This is a genomic window from Bacillus sp. YC2, assembly GCF_019891195.1.
In the GTDB taxonomy this organism is placed as follows: Bacteria; Bacillota; Bacilli; order Bacillales; family Bacillaceae; genus Bacillus.
This window is the reverse complement of the sequence record NZ_JAHXDO010000019.1, coordinates 1-17,116: the sequence shown is the minus strand read 5'-3', so window position 1 is coordinate 17,116 and position 17,116 is coordinate 1. Positions and strand designations below refer to the sequence as shown.

General features: G+C 43.2%; 17 protein-coding genes, 4 pseudogenes and 1 riboswitch. Of the genes and pseudogenes, 7 read left to right on the top strand and 14 right to left on the bottom strand.

What is annotated here, in order from left to right:
- Nucleotides 1-3: 3 nt before the first annotated feature.
- The 3 genes from proC to KY305_RS19080 all read right to left on the bottom strand — a co-directional run bounded on the left by proC (nucleotide 4) and on the right by KY305_RS19080 (nucleotide 2,440).
- Nucleotides 4-855 carry a pyrroline-5-carboxylate reductase gene (gene proC, locus KY305_RS19090; RefSeq protein ID WP_223063827.1) on the bottom strand — a complete coding sequence of 284 codons (852 nt, stop codon included), beginning with the start codon at nucleotides 853-855 and terminating at the stop codon, nucleotides 4-6.
- Nucleotides 856-1,027: 172 nt separating this feature from the next.
- Nucleotides 1,028-1,396 carry a replication termination protein gene (rtp, locus tag KY305_RS19085; protein ID WP_223063826.1) on the bottom strand — a complete coding sequence of 123 codons (369 nt, stop codon included), beginning with the start codon at nucleotides 1,394-1,396 and terminating at the stop codon, nucleotides 1,028-1,030.
- 327 nt (nucleotides 1,397-1,723) lie between these two features.
- Entirely contained in the window at nucleotides 1,724-2,440 is a 717-nt protein-coding gene (locus KY305_RS19080) for a 3-ketoacyl-ACP reductase (protein ID WP_223063825.1), read from the bottom strand.
- A gap of 124 nt (nucleotides 2,441-2,564) precedes the next feature.
- On the opposite strand from KY305_RS19080, the gene KY305_RS19075 reads away from it, so the two are divergent.
- Nucleotides 2,565-2,867 carry a DUF948 domain-containing protein gene (locus tag KY305_RS19075; protein WP_223063850.1) on the top strand — a complete coding sequence of 101 codons (303 nt, stop codon included), beginning with the start codon at nucleotides 2,565-2,567 and terminating at the stop codon, nucleotides 2,865-2,867.
- 68 nt (nucleotides 2,868-2,935) lie between these two features.
- Complete coding sequence (locus KY305_RS19070; protein ID WP_223063824.1) at nucleotides 2,936-3,679, top strand: hypothetical protein; 744 nt, start codon at nucleotides 2,936-2,938, stop codon at nucleotides 3,677-3,679.
- Nucleotides 3,680-3,935: 256 nt separating this feature from the next.
- Here the strand turns inward: KY305_RS19070 and KY305_RS19060 are convergent.
- The 5 genes and pseudogenes from KY305_RS19060 to KY305_RS19040 all read right to left on the bottom strand — a co-directional run.
- Nucleotides 3,936-4,406, bottom strand: a pseudogene (locus tag KY305_RS19060) (histidine kinase dimerization/phospho-acceptor domain-containing protein); the annotation flags it as partial.
- A 1-nt stretch (nucleotide 4,407) separates the two neighbouring features.
- Nucleotides 4,408-5,092: pseudogene (locus KY305_RS19055) on the bottom strand (response regulator transcription factor).
- A 536-nt stretch (nucleotides 5,093-5,628) separates the two neighbouring features.
- On the bottom strand, nucleotides 5,629-6,876 hold the full coding sequence (locus KY305_RS19050) for an RbtT/DalT/CsbX family MFS transporter (protein WP_223063823.1): 1,248 nt from the start codon (nucleotides 6,874-6,876) through the stop codon (nucleotides 5,629-5,631).
- Nucleotides 6,877-6,944: 68 nt separating this feature from the next.
- The gene (locus KY305_RS19045) at nucleotides 6,945-8,420 is read right to left on the bottom strand and encodes an FGGY-family carbohydrate kinase (protein WP_223063822.1); all 1,476 of its coding nucleotides are present in this window, start codon (nucleotides 8,418-8,420) and stop codon (nucleotides 6,945-6,947) included.
- Nucleotides 8,421-8,438: 18 nt separating this feature from the next.
- Entirely contained in the window at nucleotides 8,439-9,440 is a 1,002-nt protein-coding gene (locus KY305_RS19040; protein WP_223063821.1) for a 2-hydroxyacid dehydrogenase, read from the bottom strand.
- 121 nt (nucleotides 9,441-9,561) lie between these two features.
- Nucleotides 9,562-9,653: riboswitch (SAM riboswitch) on the bottom strand.
- A gap of 147 nt (nucleotides 9,654-9,800) precedes the next feature.
- On the opposite strand from KY305_RS19040, the gene KY305_RS19035 reads away from it, so the two are divergent.
- Nucleotides 9,801-11,864, top strand: coding sequence for a molybdopterin oxidoreductase family protein (locus KY305_RS19035; protein WP_223063820.1), 2,064 nt, complete (start codon nucleotides 9,801-9,803; stop codon nucleotides 11,862-11,864).
- 18 nt (nucleotides 11,865-11,882) lie between these two features.
- Nucleotides 11,883-12,068: a hypothetical protein gene (locus tag KY305_RS19030; protein ID WP_223063819.1), complete on the top strand. Its 186-nt coding sequence runs from the start codon at nucleotides 11,883-11,885 to the stop codon at nucleotides 12,066-12,068.
- 13 nt (nucleotides 12,069-12,081) lie between these two features.
- On the opposite strand, the gene KY305_RS19025 is transcribed toward KY305_RS19030, so the two are convergent.
- On the bottom strand, nucleotides 12,082-12,297 hold the full coding sequence (locus KY305_RS19025) for a hypothetical protein (RefSeq protein WP_223063818.1): 216 nt from the start codon (nucleotides 12,295-12,297) through the stop codon (nucleotides 12,082-12,084).
- 156 nt (nucleotides 12,298-12,453) lie between these two features.
- Between KY305_RS19025 and KY305_RS19020 the strand changes: the two genes are divergently transcribed.
- Nucleotides 12,454-12,567, top strand: a complete 114-nt coding sequence (locus KY305_RS19020) for a YjcZ family sporulation protein (RefSeq protein WP_223063817.1) — start codon at nucleotides 12,454-12,456, stop codon at nucleotides 12,565-12,567.
- Here the strand turns inward: KY305_RS19020 and KY305_RS19015 are convergent.
- The 3 genes and pseudogenes from KY305_RS19015 to KY305_RS20195 all read right to left on the bottom strand — a co-directional run.
- A complete protein-coding gene (locus tag KY305_RS19015) occupies nucleotides 12,559-12,729 on the bottom strand; it encodes a hypothetical protein (protein ID WP_223063854.1) in 171 nt (56 codons plus the stop codon). The two genes, KY305_RS19020 and KY305_RS19015, sit on opposite strands and share 9 nt — an antisense overlap.
- Nucleotides 12,730-12,923: 194 nt before the next feature.
- Nucleotides 12,924-13,970 (bottom strand): LLM class flavin-dependent oxidoreductase, encoded by a 1,047-nt coding sequence (locus KY305_RS19010; protein ID WP_396021548.1) that lies wholly within the window; start codon nucleotides 13,968-13,970, stop codon nucleotides 12,924-12,926.
- A gap of 107 nt (nucleotides 13,971-14,077) precedes the next feature.
- Nucleotides 14,078-14,223: pseudogene (locus KY305_RS20195) on the bottom strand (UV damage repair protein UvrX); the annotation flags it as partial.
- Between the two features lie 183 nt (nucleotides 14,224-14,406).
- Between KY305_RS20195 and KY305_RS19005 the strand changes: the two are divergent.
- Both KY305_RS19005 and KY305_RS19000 read left to right on the top strand, forming a co-directional pair.
- Nucleotides 14,407-15,576 (top strand): alpha-hydroxy-acid oxidizing protein, encoded by a 1,170-nt coding sequence (locus KY305_RS19005; RefSeq protein WP_223063815.1) that lies wholly within the window; start codon nucleotides 14,407-14,409, stop codon nucleotides 15,574-15,576.
- 24 nt (nucleotides 15,577-15,600) lie between these two features.
- A complete protein-coding gene (locus KY305_RS19000; RefSeq protein ID WP_262417879.1) occupies nucleotides 15,601-15,825 on the top strand; it encodes a hypothetical protein in 225 nt (74 codons plus the stop codon).
- Nucleotides 15,826-15,962: 137 nt separating this feature from the next.
- On the opposite strand, the pseudogene KY305_RS20190 reads toward KY305_RS19000, so the two are convergent.
- Both KY305_RS20190 and KY305_RS18995 read right to left on the bottom strand, forming a co-directional pair.
- A pseudogene (locus KY305_RS20190) lies at nucleotides 15,963-16,572 on the bottom strand (DinB/UmuC family translesion DNA polymerase); the annotation flags it as partial.
- Nucleotides 16,573-16,877: 305 nt separating this feature from the next.
- Nucleotides 16,878-17,116, bottom strand: a 239-nt coding sequence (locus KY305_RS18995) for a glycine betaine ABC transporter substrate-binding protein (protein ID WP_316252461.1), incomplete at its 5' end; no start/stop codon positions are given.

The window sequence follows — 17,116 nt, the reverse complement described above, 5'->3', positions numbered from 1 at the left end:
TTTTTATAGTGTTGCTGCTGTTTTTTCTATCGTTTTGCTGATTTCTGCGGAACGTTCGGTTGCGTGTTTAATCGCTTTGGCGATGGCTTCCCCTCCGCCTTCTGAACGGAGCGCACTGAGGCCCGCTGCCGTTGTGCCGTTTGGAGAGGTAATGTTTTCTCTTAACACATTTGGCTTTTCTCCCGTCTCGATCAGCATTTTAGCCGCGCCTAATAATGTTTGCGCACCGATCTGCCGGGACAGCCGTTTGTTTAAACCGGCTTCTTCCCCCGCTTTTTCGATAAACTCCATTAAATAATAAAAGTAAGCCGGTCCGCTGCCGGCGATGCCGGTGAAAATATCCATTTGATCTTCTTTGATCACATACACTTCACCCAGGCATTCAAGCAGGGATACAGCGATTTTCGCCGAGCTGTCAGTCACATGGTCTCCAAGCGCCGCGGCTGTTGCCGATTCGCCGATCATGCTGGAGGTGTTGGGCATCACCCTGACGACCGGCTGTTGGTCATGCAATGATTGTTGTATAAATGAGGTGGTAATGCCGGCCAGAACCGACAGGATTAATTGGTGGGGTTGAATACGCGCTTTCAGCGTGGCCAGAGCGTTTTCAGCATCTTTCGGCTTCATAGCTAAAATAAATACATCAATGTCTTCGGTTTTCATGCTGTCAAAAGTGACGCCTTGAATTCCGTATTGATGTGCAAGTTCAGCCAGACGCTCTGTATTACAGCGGTTTGTCACGCAGATGTTTTGATTAGAAATTTTTTTGGCACGGACCATGCCTGCTATCATTCCTTCAGCCATTGATCCTGCTCCGATAAAAGCAACTTTCTTTTGATCTAAGATCGGTAACATCTCCTTTGTTCGCATTTTTGTTCGTAATTTTCACACGTTTTACATGTTACCACGTCAGAAGTTGATGTCAAGTTTGAAGGTTTTATTATATGTATTGTCCCCTGCCTGCCATTATGTATAATGAATCACAGAACACACCGCACGATCCCGGCCCGGGTGTGTTCTGTGCTGATTAAAAATTATCGGATATTGCTTTTTCAATCAGCTTTTTACAGCGGTCAAGTTCAACCTTCAGCTGTTTTTTATAAAGTTTTGCGGCTTCATAGTCTTTAAATTGATAGAGGACGACCTCCTGAAGTTTGGCTCCTTCTTTTTTTACTTTTATTTGCTTTAATATGCCGTCATCCAAAAGTTCATGGAGCGAGCGATAAACTTCGGTATGATTCGGTTTAAACCCGATTGCTTTAAATTCAGAACGCAGCACTTCCAAAAGCTTGAGTCCGTAAAGGCGTTCCTGCTCTGTCATTGTAATCATGTAGAGCTTTAAAAAGGCCCTTTGCTTGACTAAAAAACCGGTCGAACTTCTTTTTTCTTCTTTCAATATGTGCACCTCTCCCTTTACAGATAATTCCATTTACTAAATATTCTCTATAGACGCCTGTTTCCCTTTTTATATGCTGTATCAGTTTTATTTGTATCTTGTTGTTTTTATGGCTAGAGGGAAAAATTGAAATAATGAACATTTGGTACATAGTTTATTTAGTGTAATTATAACCTGTTTGTGCCGATATTTCATTCTTCCGTTTACGGAAATCCAGAAAACAAGTCTTTTGATCTATTAACATTCCCTTCAAAAGATGATCAGCAGCGCCGATGGACCGTTTCGAATGCAATAAAAAAGACCTGTCATTAAGACAGGTCCCTCTCATTAAGGATTTGTTGACCATAAACCGGCAGTTTTAATAAAGATGCGCGGATGTAATTTCAATTGAGCCACCATGTATTCTGCAAGATCCTCCGGCTGCATTACTTTATCAGGGTTGCCGTCTGTCAGATTTAATTCAATTGACATGTCACTGGCAACAGTGCTCGGCGTCAGCGCGCTGACACGGATATTGTGCTTTCTGACTTCCTGCATAAGAGATTCAGTCAAGCCGAGAACGGCGAATTTTGAAGCGCTGTAAGCACTTGTAGCTGCTGCGCCTTTTTGGCCTGCTGTAGAGGAAATATTAATAATATCTCCTGATTTTCTCTCAATCATTTCAGGAAGAATAGCGCGGGTCACATGGTATACACCCATTAAGTTGACCTGGATGATCTCTTCCCACTCTTCAGGCGACAGATCTAAAAATCCGCCGAATTTACTGATTCCCGCATTATTGATGAGAATATCAACAGCACCCAGTTCATTTTTCACAGCTGCGACAGCTTGTTCTGCCTCTTTTTGATTTTTCACATCTGCAGCAGCAAAGGAAGCCCTCACTCCTAAGGCCCTCACTTCTTCTGCAACCTTTTCGACATTTGCCTCAGTCCGGCCGATTAAACCGATATTGACTCCTTCTTTTGCCAAAGCAATAGCGGCGGCGCGTCCGATTCCTCTGCCCGCACCCGTTATAAGAGCCGTTTTATTCTGTAAGCTTTCCATGCCTGTCACCCTTTCTGATTTTCCTTATGTACGATTTCACATTATAAGGAGAAAAAAAACAATTCGCAAATAAAACGATTCAAAGCCTTATTTTAGGGTAAAAAGAGAAAAAAGGAGTGACCAGATAATGATCATTTTATATGCGAGTGCAGCTTTGACAGCAGCCGCACTTATTTATTTAGGAGTATCGGCCGTGCGCTTCAAGAAGAAAATGGACCCGGCTTTAAAAAAGATGAACAAAACAGCAGGCACCATGCAGACGGCCATTGAAGAGATCAAAACAGAGGCCGGCTTGTTGTCGCAAAAACAAAAAGAACTGCGGGAGGATATTTTCATCAAAAAAACGGCCATTCAACAGACAGCAGCTGAGGTAAAAGGAACGCCTCACGTTCTAAAAATACTCTGGAATGCCGGAAAAAGCGGATGATGATCTTGAATGTAATCGGCCTTATTGATTAAAAATAGAAGGGATTGATATGTTTCGGGAGGGATAATATGATTTGCGACCGTAAGCGGCTTGTGCATTATTTGAATCAGATTAAAACAGGACCATTTACAAAGTCAGACTTACTGACCCCTCCATACCGCCTTTTTCGGGAAGGAGAATTGGATATGTTTTATTCTCCTCATAATGAATATATCAATCCCCAAGCATTGATTGTCATTGCCGGGATTACCCCCGGCTTTTCGCAGATGAAAAGAGCATACAGCACTGCAGCAAATCTTTTAAAAAGCGGCGCTTCTCTGGAGCAAATAGCATTTGAGACAAAAAAAGCAGCAGGACTCTCCGGATCAATGAGACAGCATATTATCGGAATGCTTGATGAATGCGGCCTTGCAGCCGCGCTTCACATTCAAGATTCATCACAGCTTTTCAGCCATAAACGGGATTTGCTTCATACGACATCTGTCATCAAGCATCCCGTTTTTTATCAGCAAAAAAACTATACGGGACACCGGCCATCAATCCGCCAATCAGTTCTTCTCAGCCATTATGCGTTTGAGTGCTTCCCTGCTGAAATTGAAACACTTAAAAGACATATCCTGCTCATCCCTCTCGGCAAAGCTGCCGAATCTGTGTGCCATACCCTAAAAAAACACAGCAGGCTGAAAAACGCGATGCTCCTGCACGGCTTTCCGCATCCGTCCGGTGCAAACGGGCATCGCTTTAAGCAATTCAGAGAAAATAAAAAATCGTTACAAGAACAAATACAGCGCTTTGCGGAACGTATTCAATAGTGCTCTGCCACATGCCCATCAAGCTAATATTTTGAAATACCCTCAAAACGATAGAACTTGGCGACCGTCACTTTGATCTCGGCACATACTCGTATGTAAGATGTTTGTACGATGCGCTTACTTCCTCTGCCAATGCTTTGATTTTTATCATGATTTGGAGCAATTCTTCTGCTGTCGTCCTTGGATTGATGGAACAAAGTCGAATAACCATTTTCTCTTTCAATTCGGTCGTACTTAACATGGCAAATCCTCTGTGAATACGGATATTGCGAGTGAATTCTGTTCTTTTTACAACAGACAGCTCAGGGTCACTTAATAAATCTGCCATGACCATCATGGATGTAAGCGGCGTTTTAAGCTGATGGGATATATCAGAAATGGCATCTGTCAGCTGGATCTTGTCTTTTTGCAAAAGTGAGCGCTGCTCTGACAGCATGAGCGTCACTTTATAAATATCATTCTTTAATATGCTAAGCTCGCCTTCTTGATTATCACGAACATCGAGAGAATAATTTCCGCTGCTGATTTGACGCAAATAAATAGACAATTTTTCGATCTCACGATATCTCCACCGTGTAAATAATAAACTGCTTCCAATAAGAAAAGCAGAAGCGATGAACACAATCATTGCGGCAATAGGCGAAATAAATGCCGCAACAATGATTGCCGCTAAACTGATTAAGCTCATGAATAGTAATAGAATTTGAATTTCTCTATTACGCAGCATGCTAATCACCACCCTTATACCCTAAACCGCGCACTGTTTTGATCAACTTCGGTTGTTGAGGATGATCCTCAAGCTTTTCTCTTAGCCTTTTTATATAAACAGTTAAAGTATTATCATTCACGAAGTCACCTGCCACATCCCAAATCTGCTCCAAAAGTTGGTTTCTTGAGAGTACCTGTCCAATATGGTTGCTAAAGATAAGTAATAAGCGATACTCTAAAGCCGTCAATGAAGTTTCAGCGCCATTTTTATAAACCTTTCCTTCAAGCGTGTTAATACGGACATTTTCTATGTCAATCATCGCTTTTGTCTGAGTCTGCTTATGGTATCTCCTCAAGACTGATTTAATTCGAGAGATAAGCTCACGAATACGAAAAGGCTTTGTAATATAATCATCAGCCCCCATGTCCAGCCCCATTACGACATTGACTTCATCGTCAATCACCGTTAAAAAAAATGACCGGAATATCTCTCTGCTCTTTTACAATCTTGCACAATTCATAGCCGCTTCCATCCGGAAGTGATAAATCAAACAGACATAAAGCAAATTGATCTATTTCTCCAGCTAATACCTTTTTTGCAGATGCGACATCATGGCAAAGAACAGCAGAAAAGTGATCTTGCTGAAGCGAATATTCAAGACCAGACGCGATCGTTTTATCATCTTCCACTAGCAAAATTTCCATCTGGTAATCTCCTAACTATTTTATTTTGAGAAAATCAATCAAATATAGCGAAAATAACGGTAAATTACAATGCCTTTTGATGAGCTTCATCTGTCTCAACGATGTAAAGAATTCCCGCAGCTGATCTTGCGGACTCTTAGCCATGATTGAATTAACAGGCTATTGAATTTTTTGTCGCAAAAGCCCCGGTATTTTACGGCTGAACCAGATGAAAGAATCCGGGAAAAGAAAAGTTCCGGAAAGTGCTCTTTTAGATTTTATCCCAAAATGAAGGCAAAAGCATATATATGACGAAGAAGGGAGCGTTCATCGACATTACTTTGAAGCCTGCGAGAAGACCTGTTGTCTTACATCTCACCTCTTGGACGGAAGCATATCATTTTCTTAAGATTACACCTTGTATGGAAAAGAGTCGCAAGTACACTCACTTCATTCCCTTATCGCGCGGGAATAATTATGAATCAGCATATGTTTTTTCGCGTTTTGCTGGCAGAACCTCTAATAAAAAAACGCCCCGATTATTCGAGGCGCTGCAGCTAAGATGCATATTCAGGCAAAGCTTCTTTATGTTTTGCCGCTTTTTCTTCAGGGACATGGATCCATTTTGTCAAAAGTGCACTTGCAAAATATAACGCCGCGAAAATCCATACGACGCCTTGTGCGCCGATAAGGCCGATAAATGCCCAAGCCAGCGCCGGTCCTGCAAACGCTGACAGGCCGGCTGCCAGATTTAATACAGACATGGCCGCACCCTTATCTTGGCCTGCCACCGTCGGCACAATGGCTCCAATCGGAACGAACCCGGCAAGAAGACCTCCCCAAATGAAGCCGATGATGCTGACCAAAAGCAAGCTTCCGTGTGAGAAAACGGGAGCGTAATATAATAACACAGTAAAGATGCCGCACCCGACACCGCCAAACCACATAACGGTGTTTTTCCAGCCGAACGTATCACCGATGACGCCGAAAATTAAGTTGAATACGATGTTGCCGAGAAAAATCGTTCCCCAGATTTGCAGCCATACATTTGTAGAGATGCCGTGCTGTGCCATATGCATAGGGAGAAAAACCGGAAAACCGTATGTTCCGATGCTGTTAATGATTCTAACGATGCCGCCTGAAAGTACGCGCGGATTCGACACAAGGATGGTCACTCCTTTTAACAATTCATGAACCGTTTCCTGTTTGCTTGCTTTTTTCTTCTCAAAACGATCTTTATTCACGACTAATGCAAAAAACGCGCCGAGGCATACCCAAAAAATCGAACTCCAAAGAGTATTCAAATAACCGAATGATTTGATTGCCCAGCTTGAGTACCAGGCGCCGAATACAAACATGCCGCAGCAGTAGGCAATCCAAAACCAGCCGACTGCCGTGCTGAGTCTGTTTTTCGGAGTACGGTAAATGACCCAGGTCAAAAATGAGTAGGCAAACAGCGGATACCCCAACCCTTTAATAAAGTATGTCACATACATCACCGGTAAATTGAGATGTTCAAATCCGTAGGCGATAAAAGCGGCCGTTCCGATAATGTAAAATAATAATCCCATAAACATCGTTCGTTTCGCGCCAAACGCCTCCAGGCAGACGCCTGAAAACCATGAGGCAATGGCGAGAGAAATGCCGTAAACGGTAAATATGGATGCGGACTGCTGGACCGTCAATCCGTTTTCAACTAAAAACGGACTGAGCCAGCCCTGTTCAAGGCCGTCTCCCATCATAAACAGCACGACGCCAAAAAACCCCCAGGCGAGCTGTTTCGGGATACCTATTTTATTGAGCATATCTGTTTCCTCCTATATGCGCTTACTTGGTGTAAAGAATTAACTTATTAAATACTATTAATTGTAAATTATGCCATTACCTCTGTTTTTGAAGACGGCTGAAAATGTGAAAATAAGCTTTGTGTGTGTTTCCATTCTTCATATAAGAATAGATCTGTCTGATCCGTTTCCGGTTCAATGACCTTCGTATCATTCGGCCGCTCCTCTTTCACCCCGAGAGCTCCGTTGCAAATCATTGCTGCCCCCATTGCCGAAGCCTGACTGAAGCCTTTTCTCTTATAGATCTTCTTCTGTAAGAGATTTGCGAGAAACTGTGTCAGGGCTTCACTTTGAAAACCGCCGCCGCACGCCCTTACATAATCAAGTGAGAAAGGGCTGACTTCTGTTAACATATCAAAGTTCCATTTGATTGAAAAAGCGATTTCCTGAAGCGCTGCTCTGACAAAATGCGCTCTGGTCAGCTCTTGAGAAAGCGGAGCGTCAAATACGAAGCCGCCTTTTGTCAGCGCATTTTTTTCCGTTGATAAATATGAACCCAGCGCTGAAACACAGGCATTATCATTCGAAAGGCTTGCGATTTCCCGTTCCATGACGCTGTAAGGCTCATTCGGATAAAAGATCGCTTTTAATTTCTGATAATTAAGCCCGGTAATGCCCGGATTTGTTTCAATGAGCCACTGCCCTTCTTCTGTATGGCAATTCAGCCATGCTTTCATTTCGCTGTCTGCATGAGCTTCCCCGGTTACCTTGGTAATGGGAGTCGTTGTGCCCGACACAATGATGATATCACCGGGTTGTGCATGCGCGCTTTTAATCGCAAGCTGTGTGTCTCCGCCGCCGGCTATAACTGGAACCCTTTCTGAAAGGCCGAAAACATCCGCTTTCTTAAACGTTAACATCCCGACGACTGTGCCCGACCTGACCAGCGAGGGAAGAATAGAGGAAGAAAAGCCGAAGATGCTGCACAGTTCCTCTGACCAGGCATTTTTTTTCACGTCAAACAGCAGCGTTTCTGCCGCCTGTGACGGTTCATAGCTTAAGATGCCGCTTAGCTCAAACGTCACCCAGTCACTGATGCTCGTCATTTGATGCACTTCTTTCCACAAAGCTGGCTGTCTTTCTTTTAATCCGAAAAGCTTCAGCGCGGAAAACAATGCACTCGGAAGGCGTCCGGTGCGCCGGTACACTTCTTCCTTTACATCAATCTTGTCTTCCCATTCGCGGCCCCTGTTATCGATATTCGGCAAGCCGAGAAATGCTCTTCCGTCTCTGTTGATAAGAACGATCCCCTGCCTTTGGCTGGTGGAAGTGATGCCGATCAATGTAATATCGGGGCTATTGGCGATTGCACGCTTTGCCATCCCGCTGATTTGCCGCCATAACACCTCCGGCGAGAAATAGCAGCTGTCCGGATAAAGCGTATCTGTAACATATTCAATATCTTCCCTTTCAATCGCCGTTACCTCTCCGCCGGCAGTCACAACCGCGACCCGGGCATTCCCCGTTCCGATGTCAAACACAAGATAGCCTTTTTGTTTTGCCAAAATTGCCGCCCCCTTTTCTTATCCTCCGGTTTGAAGTTCGTTTTTGTTATAAAGCGTGGGTATTGAATAGGTTTGTTCTTTTTTCCATTTGATAAGCGCGTCGTTCAGTATACGCACGTGATGATCCTCCACTTCAAAGGTCGCGCCGGCTAAGTGGGGTGTTGCAAAAACATTCGGCAAGGAGATCAGTTCATAATCAGAAGATTCAGGCGGTTCATGATAGAACACGTCAAGAATTGCTCCTCTGATTCGGCGTTCTTTAAGCACCTGCAAAAGATCTTCCCTGTCTGTCACTGCCGCTCTTGATGTATTGACAAAAATGGCGTCCTTTTTCATCAACTGAAAATATGCGGCGTCTATGAGGCCGATTGTTTCTTCTGTGCGCGGCAGGTGAACAGATACAATATCACTCTCTGAAAATACCCGTTCGATCGATGTTTTCTCATACTGACGATTTTCATGATCTACAAAAGGGTCATAGTACAAAACCTTACAGTCAAAGGCTTTCAAAAGCCCGGCGATTTTCTGGCCGACGGCTCCGAATCCGAGCAGGCCCACCGTTTTTCCGGTCAGTTCATTCCCCCTGAATTTGACGTAAGCCTGTAAATAATCCCCGTTCCACCTTTTATCCTTCAGCCATTGATTTGACGGGTATGTGTGGCGCAAAAAAGAGATAACATTTCCGATAAACATTTCAGCCACTGCCTGAGCGTTGCGGGCCGGCGTGAAAAAAACGGGGATTCCCTTTTTCGTTGCTGCAGCTGTATCAACATTAGACGGCATCCCTCTGCATACACCGATGAAGGCAAGCTCTGGTGATGCGGTAATGACACGATCCGTTACGTCATCAAGTTCGGTAATAAGCCCTGTCGCATTCGTCTCTGCCATCAGCCGGATTAATTCATCTTCCCGATAGGCTCGGCCGTGCTTTTTCCAAGAGCGGCAGACGACAGTGCCGAACACCTCTTCCAGCTCATCCACCCCTTGTTTGTGATATGGTGCGGTAATTAAAACCGTCATGGTGCAAAACATCCTTTTCACATAAATTTTTTCATAAAAAAATCTCTTTCCCAAAGAAGGAAAGAGATTCGTATACTGTCTTTATCCGCTTTATGCGCACAAACATGTATAGACCCATTCTTTCCTATCTTTCAAGCATACGCTTGCTGGAATTGGCACAATAATGTTGCCGAGGTTTCATAGGGCCAGTCCCTCCACCTCTCTTGATAGAAAATAAAATGATGAAATTGTCAGTCTGTTTAAAAGAATAAACTCATCATAGAAAAGTCTTTCGGTGATGTCAATACTTTTTTTCTAAATTGACGTTCAATTTCGAAATGTTATAATGCTTACAATATACAAAAAGAGGAGAAATGGGCTATGAATTCTTTTGCCGAACAACCAAACGGGGTCTTTAAATCGGTATGCTCGTTAGACTGTCCGGACCAATGCGGCTTGCTTGTTACAAAAAAAGACGGCAAGATCATCAAAATACAGGGCGATCCCGATCACCCGGTCACATCAGGAAATATTTGCAATAAAGTCAGAAACATGGCCGAACGCATTTATGATGACAAGCGCTTATCCACTCCGTTAAAGCGTGTCGGTGCGAAATGGGAAGCTGTGTTTGAGCCTGTTTCTTGGGACGAGGCCATCAGCACCATCAGCACACACTGGAAAGAGCTGATTGCAAAAGAAGGAGCAGAAAGCATTCTTCCATGCAGCTTTTACGGCAATATGGGAAAACTTGCGGCAGAAGGAATGGACCGCCGCTTTTTCCATCGTCTCGGCGCAAGCAATCTGGAACGGACCATTTGCAGCAAAGCCGGATCTGAAGGCTACAACTACACGATGGGAGCTGGCGCAGGAACAGACCCCGAGGAAACCATTCATGCAAAGCTGTTTATATTTTGGGGAATCAATGCCGTCAGTACGAATATGCATCAGGTGACAATTGCTCAAAAAGCCCGTAAAAATGGGGCGAAAATTGTTGTCATTGACGTTCATAAGAACCAAACGGGACGCCTTGCCGATTGGTTTATTCCTATTCGTCCCGGCACAGATGCCGCGCTCGCTCTCGGTATGATGCATGTTTTATTTAAAGAAAACATGCATGACGAAGCATTTCTTTCTGAATACACCGCAGGCAGTGAAGAATTGAAAGAACATGTCAAACAGTATGATCCGGACACAGTCGCTTTGATTACAGGCGTCAAGGCGGACGATATCCTCCGGCTTGCGAGAATGTACGGAGAAACCTCCCCTTCCCTGATCAGAATCGGAAACGGCATCCAGCATCATGATAATGGCGGAATGATCGTCCGCACCGTTTCCTGTCTGCCGGCTGTTACCGGACAGTGGCTGCACGCCGGAGGGGGCGCGATCAAGCATAACAGTGCGGTATTAGGCTATAACAGAAAAGCGCTGCAGCGTCCCGGCTTGCTTCAGGGCCGCACACCGCGATCGTTTAATATGAACAGGCTTGGGAGAGTTCTTTTAGAAACAGATCCCGCCGTACGCTCGCTGTTTATTTACGGAACAAATCCCGCAGTGGTCGCGCCGGAAGCGAATAAGGTGAGAAAAGGCCTGCTGCGTGAGGATTTATTTGTAGTCGTTCATGATCTGTTTTTAACAGAGACCGCTAAATATGCGGATATCGTTCTTCCCGCTACATCCGCTTTTGAAAATACAGATTTCTATACTTCTTACTGGCATCATTTTATTCAGCTTCAAAAGCCGGTTATAGAACGATACGGAGACAGCAAATCAAATACGGAAGTGTTTCGTTTATTGGGTGAGGCAATGGGATTTACCGAACAAGAACTGCAGGATTCTGATGAGGAGTTAATCAGACAGGCATTAGACTTTCCTGATAATCCGTATATCGAGGATATTACTTACGATTCGCTCTCTAATCAATCCTTTATGAGAGCCAATCGAAAAAAACCGCTCTTCCCGGGTAAGCTCCCGACACCGAGCGGAAAAATTGAATTATATTCTGAAAAAATGAAGCAAGATGGCTTTCCGCCCCTGCCGACGCATCTTCCGCTGCACAAAGATGAAGATTTTCCGTTTTTGTTTGTGCCTGGGCCGAATCATAATTTCTTAAATTCGACATTCTCGAATAACGAAAAACACGTCAAACTTGAAAAAGCGCCGAAGATTTTTATTCATATTGAGGATGCCGCTTCACGTGGTATCAAAGACGGGGAAACCGTCCGGATTTGGAATAATCGAGGCGAATGTGAATTGACAGCTTCTGTCGGAGAACAAGTCCTCCCCGGCGTAATTGTCAGCCAAGGGCTTTGGGCTGACATGAATGATAAAAAACAGCTGGTCAATTCGCTGACCCCTGACCGATTATCTGATATGGGCGGAGGCGCCGTCTTTTTCTCAGGGAAGGTACAAGTGGAGAAGCTTGGTGATAAAAACCGCCCGGATTAAAATCTCGGCGGTTTTGTTATGTATGAAACCTTTTATCCGTTCTATCATATAAAAGAAGAAGCAAAACATATCGTGCCTGACACCGCTCAAACCCCTCATATCTTAAGGAGCGGAAAGCATTGCGGAATCCCCGCTGACAAAACGAATCGATTCTCCATCAAAGTTACAAAGACGTCTGTTATAACACCGGCCGTCAGCATATAGAATGCTTTTTGTTTTACTCATATTTGTCATCCTTTGACAATAAACGCCGGATCTCTTTTTCACTTATCGGAAGATCCCGCTCTTTTGATTTCAGATAAAACCCTTTTGAATATAACCGCTTTACTTCCCCGTATGTCAGCTCGTTTCGAATCAGAGCCATCACTTGTTTATCTCTCTTATGGTCTTTATTAAACCAATCGTAATGTTCTGACCAGTTAAATATTTGCATCGTAAACACCTTCCTTTTCTGTTCTGTCATCAATTTACGGGGCTTCAATTTACATAGACTAAAAAATCATTTTAAAATCAACTAGACAAGCATCCCTGTCGAAAAATATCATTTCAGCATATCTTATATTAATCCTCGCAAGGGAGGTGAGACAATATGGGATACTCAGGTATGGGATATTCAGGCATGGGAGGTTATAATAACTCCTTTGTATTAATTGTGGTGCTGTTCATCCTATTAATCATCGTTGGTGCAGCATTCTTAGGCTAGTAAGACCTCCCTCACCGCCATATCAGCAGTACCTCCTTGTTCGGATAGACGCCATAAGAAACTTTTATGGCGTTTTTTCATGTTGATCGCTGTTTTGCTAAGTTCAACTGCTAACTTTCTTTTACCTAAAAGAATATTTTCATTTTCACTCTCATCTCTCATGTACCACTTATGTAGCCCCCTCTTTGCGGGGGTATTTTTTATGTTTTGTGTACGCCTGTTAAACCTGCTCTAATACAATGCATTCCTTCAGGGGTATACGATATAGCTCGATAGCCTTTTAGCCGTATTTATTTCTTATTTTATCCATATACTTTCTGATCAGTTTTCAAACAGTTTGAAATCTAGGCAGTGATTCAGCCATTACGTTTCTTGGTTTCTTTTCGTATAACCGGAGCTACTTCTGTAGCCAATCGTTCTATGTTTTCGGCAACTTTTTTAAATGGCATACCGCCTATGTCTATTTGCGCAATGAACCGCTGGTGACCAAACAGCTCGTATTGGCGCATGATTTTTTCGATGATCTGTTGCGAGCTTCCGACAAAAAGGGCAGTTTCATTACTAGACGCCCGTTCAAAATCTGCTCTTGTTAAAGGCACATTAATCCCATGATAACAATTGAGGTGATACCAATAATTTGAATGATACGGATAAAATTCTTCTATTGCCTGCTGATTAGTTTTTGAAATAAATGCGTGTCCGGTAACTGCAACCTTCAAATTTTCCTGTGAATGGCCGTTTTGAGAAGCTGATTCCCGGTATCGGTCAACAAGCGGCTTATATAAGCTTGGATCACCGCCAAGTATGGCTAATGCTAAGCCAGTCCCTAAGTTTCCGGCTCGTTCTGCACTTTCCAGAGTCCCTGAAACACCTAACCATACCGGAATTTTTTGTTGAACAGGACGGGGAGAAATTTCTGCATCCTTCAATGAGGGACGATAACGTCCATTCCAGCTAACCAATTCCTTCGTATTCAGCTTTAGAAAAAGCTTGATATGTTCTTCAAACAATTCTTTATAATCATTTACATCATATCCGAAAAGCGGAAATGAATCTAAAAAAGCCCCGCGTCCCGCAATAATTTCAGCCCGCCCATTTGATATGAGATCAAGTGTTGCAAAATCCTCGAATAAACGAACAGGGTCTACGGTGGATAATACAGTCGTAGCACTTGTCAGCTTAATGTTTTGGGTGATTTGTGAAATGGCTGATAAGATGACCGGCGGTGAGGACACTGCGTAATCTAAACGATGATGCTCGCCTACACCAAACACATCCAGACCTGCTTCGTCAGCCATTTTTGCAGCCTTGATAATTTCTTCTATCCTTTGCTTTACGCTGATTGTTTTCCCTGTTAGAGGATCTGGGTATAAATCTGCTAATGAATAAATTCCAATTTCCATACTATTATCATTTTCAGCACTCAAGTTTCTCTCCCCCTGCAATGATGTAAAAAGCTTTTGTTTCATCCTATTCAATCCTTCGAAAAAAGGAATTAATCCTGACACTTTCCCTGTCTGCCCGTGTTTCCGACTACGGCATGATTAGCAATTCATTGGATTTCAACTTCATTGTTACAGCTGAAACCGAAGCATAAAAAGATTCCATATCGAAACAAAGTATGTTTTTACGCGGAAACTGTGAGTAATCAATCATTGTAAAAAGCTCCAATGTATTCATTTCTTGGCTGCAGCAGATTTTTATATTCAGCATAAGAATGCATACCTTCCGACTTTTTCCATACTCTCCATTAGAATGAATAATTTGTATTTTTAACATCGTGAACAAAGATTAGGCGAGTTTCATATCATAGCAAAAAATGTGTGGGGGGTTTGATGAATGAACAATGAGCGAATGTATGCCCGATTCAATTCGCGGGACAGACAAGTTTCTTCTCCAGCTCAGCGGCTCCCCGTCTCACATGATGAATGGGAGTACACGGCGCGTGGGATTTTGCCTGATGGTCCATTTGGTTATATCTCAGGCGGCGCAGGCACAGAAGATACAATGCGCTCAAACAGGGAAGCATTTTTTGAATGGAACATCCGCCCCCGCAAACTCAGAGATGTATCGACACGGGATTTAACCGTATCCCTATTTGATCAAACGTTCCCTGCTCCCTTTCTTCTGGCTCCGATCGGCGTACAGGAGATTGCTCATCCCGATGCTGATTTGGGGTCGGCGAAAGCTGCTGCTGAATCAGGAATTCCATTTATATTAAGCACACACTCATCTTATTCAATCGAAGACGTTGCGGCTGTTTTAGGGGATACCCCGCGCTGGTTTCAGCTGTATTGGCCAAAGGACCGGGATATTATGGTCAGTTTCGTGCAGCGGGCAGAAAAAGCGGGGTATTCAGCCATCGTTGTCACTCTTGATCTCCCGGAACAAGGGTGGCGGGAGAGAGATATACGCAACGGCTACTCTCCGTCTAAAGCAGGTTTAGGAACAGCCAATTATATGTCAGATCCTGTCTTTCGTTCTAAGCTGCGGCAATCTCCCGAAAAAGACATGCAAGCTGCTATTGCTTTTTTCTTAGATATTTTTAATGAACCGACTTTAACCTGGAATGACCTTCCTTACTTACGAAAACATACAAACCTCCCAATCCTGCTAAAAGGAATTCTCGATCCTAGAGATGCTGAATTGGCCTTACAATATGGCGCTAATGGCATTATCGTTTCCAATCATGGCGGAAGGCAGCTGAACGGGGAAATTGCTTCGCTCAAGGCTTTGCCAAAGATATCTGAAGCAGTTCAGGGGCGTATGCCCATCCTTTTGGACAGCGGAATCCGGGGCGGCAGCGATATCATTAAAGCACTCGCACTTGGGGCATCGGCGGTTTTTTTAGGCCGCACCTATATATATGGCTTAGCTGTTGCAGGCGCTGCAGGCGTAAAACAGGTCATAAGCAATTTTATAAAGGATATTGATATAAGCATGACCAATGCCGGGGTCAAGTCCATTGCAGACATCGATCGTTCTCTGCTTCAGCATGTTTCCGAATAACTTTACATTGGGAGGAAAAAGAAGATGATGTATTGGCATCCGCAGGTTTTTTACAACTATTCAAGTCAGCCGGACTTCATGAATAGAAATAAAATAGAACAGCTGTACCGGATCATGGAACAGCAATTGGCGGCAACGAATGAGATCTTAACGCATGTTCAGAGACATGATCAATTATTAACAATGCTTTACTCACGCCAATTCGGCGCTTATCCGCCCAGCTATGGAGGAAAGGGAGACAATCAATAAAGATGGTGCTCTCCTCTCTTTGCAAAACATGTTAAGTTGGCGGAAACAAAAGTGTGTTTTCAAATCAAGAATTTGCAAAACGACTGTGATCCTCGGTTTCGGTCTGACTATTCCGGCATCTTAAAACTGGGGTTATCCAAGCTTTCTCTTTTTTCATTATCTTTTTCAAACAGGCTTAACTGATGATTTACATCCTCAATATACTGAAATACTTCTAACCGTTTTGCCTGAGCAGAATTTATCAAAGAGGGTCAAGCAATATCTCTAAATATTCATTGTGGTATTTGTAGGCAGATCAATCGTTTTAGCTCAGAAAGCCTCCTCCAAATTCATCTTTACTGTAACCGACTCCTAAACTGATGGTGTGCCCTGCTTTTATGATGAGTACGGACTCGTCGTGCAATCGCTTCGTATATCTCCAAGATAACCGCTTTTATTTCCTCTTTCTTTGCATAGTCTCTAAGTAAAATTTAACTTTCTCCATAGCTTATCTGCCCTTGTATCAAAGGCGCTCGAATTTCAGAAAGGTTAATGCCATGAGTATGATAGTAAAGCTGATTGCCCATGATCCCAAATTTCTTTACAGCTCCTTCCTCCCTCTATTCCCCACATTTCAGATAACGGATGAACACTCCGCATCTTTTTCGGACATCTTCACATCTCCATCGTGCTATCCCATTCTTTTTTCTTACTCTCTTAATCAAGAGCTAACTTACTCAGCAACATATTGTCACCAATACCAACGGAACTAACGTTCTTTATTCAATATGAACAAGAACGAAAGTTCGATGAAAATGTTGGAAAAGCCTATTCCTCATACCAGATGTCCTAGTTTGTTGAATTGACGGGACTGCTCGGCTTGGATACTTTAGTTGGTCTGGAATTTTAACAATGGATACTATTGTAGCAGATGCTTATGTTTTAGTCGGTGATGTTGGGCTTCTTTGTATCGGCAGTAGCTGGCTAGAAACCAAGCTATTTAATTGAAAGTATTCTTTTCTAAATTAGGAATAAAACATTTCATGAGAATAAAATTCATTGAGATTCTAAGGTTACTTAATAAGTTTTTCTTTTTTCAGGTAATCTTCTGCCACTTTTTTGGGGGATATTCCTCCTGCATTGACTTTATAGTTCATTTCCCTCATTTCATCATCACTTATTTTTCCCGCAAGTTTATTTAACGCGCCCTCCAGCTCTGGATATTTTTTTAATGTTTCTTTCCTTACCAATGGAGCACCTTGGTATGGCGGGAATACGTGCTTGTCATCTTTCAGTACAGACAATTTATATT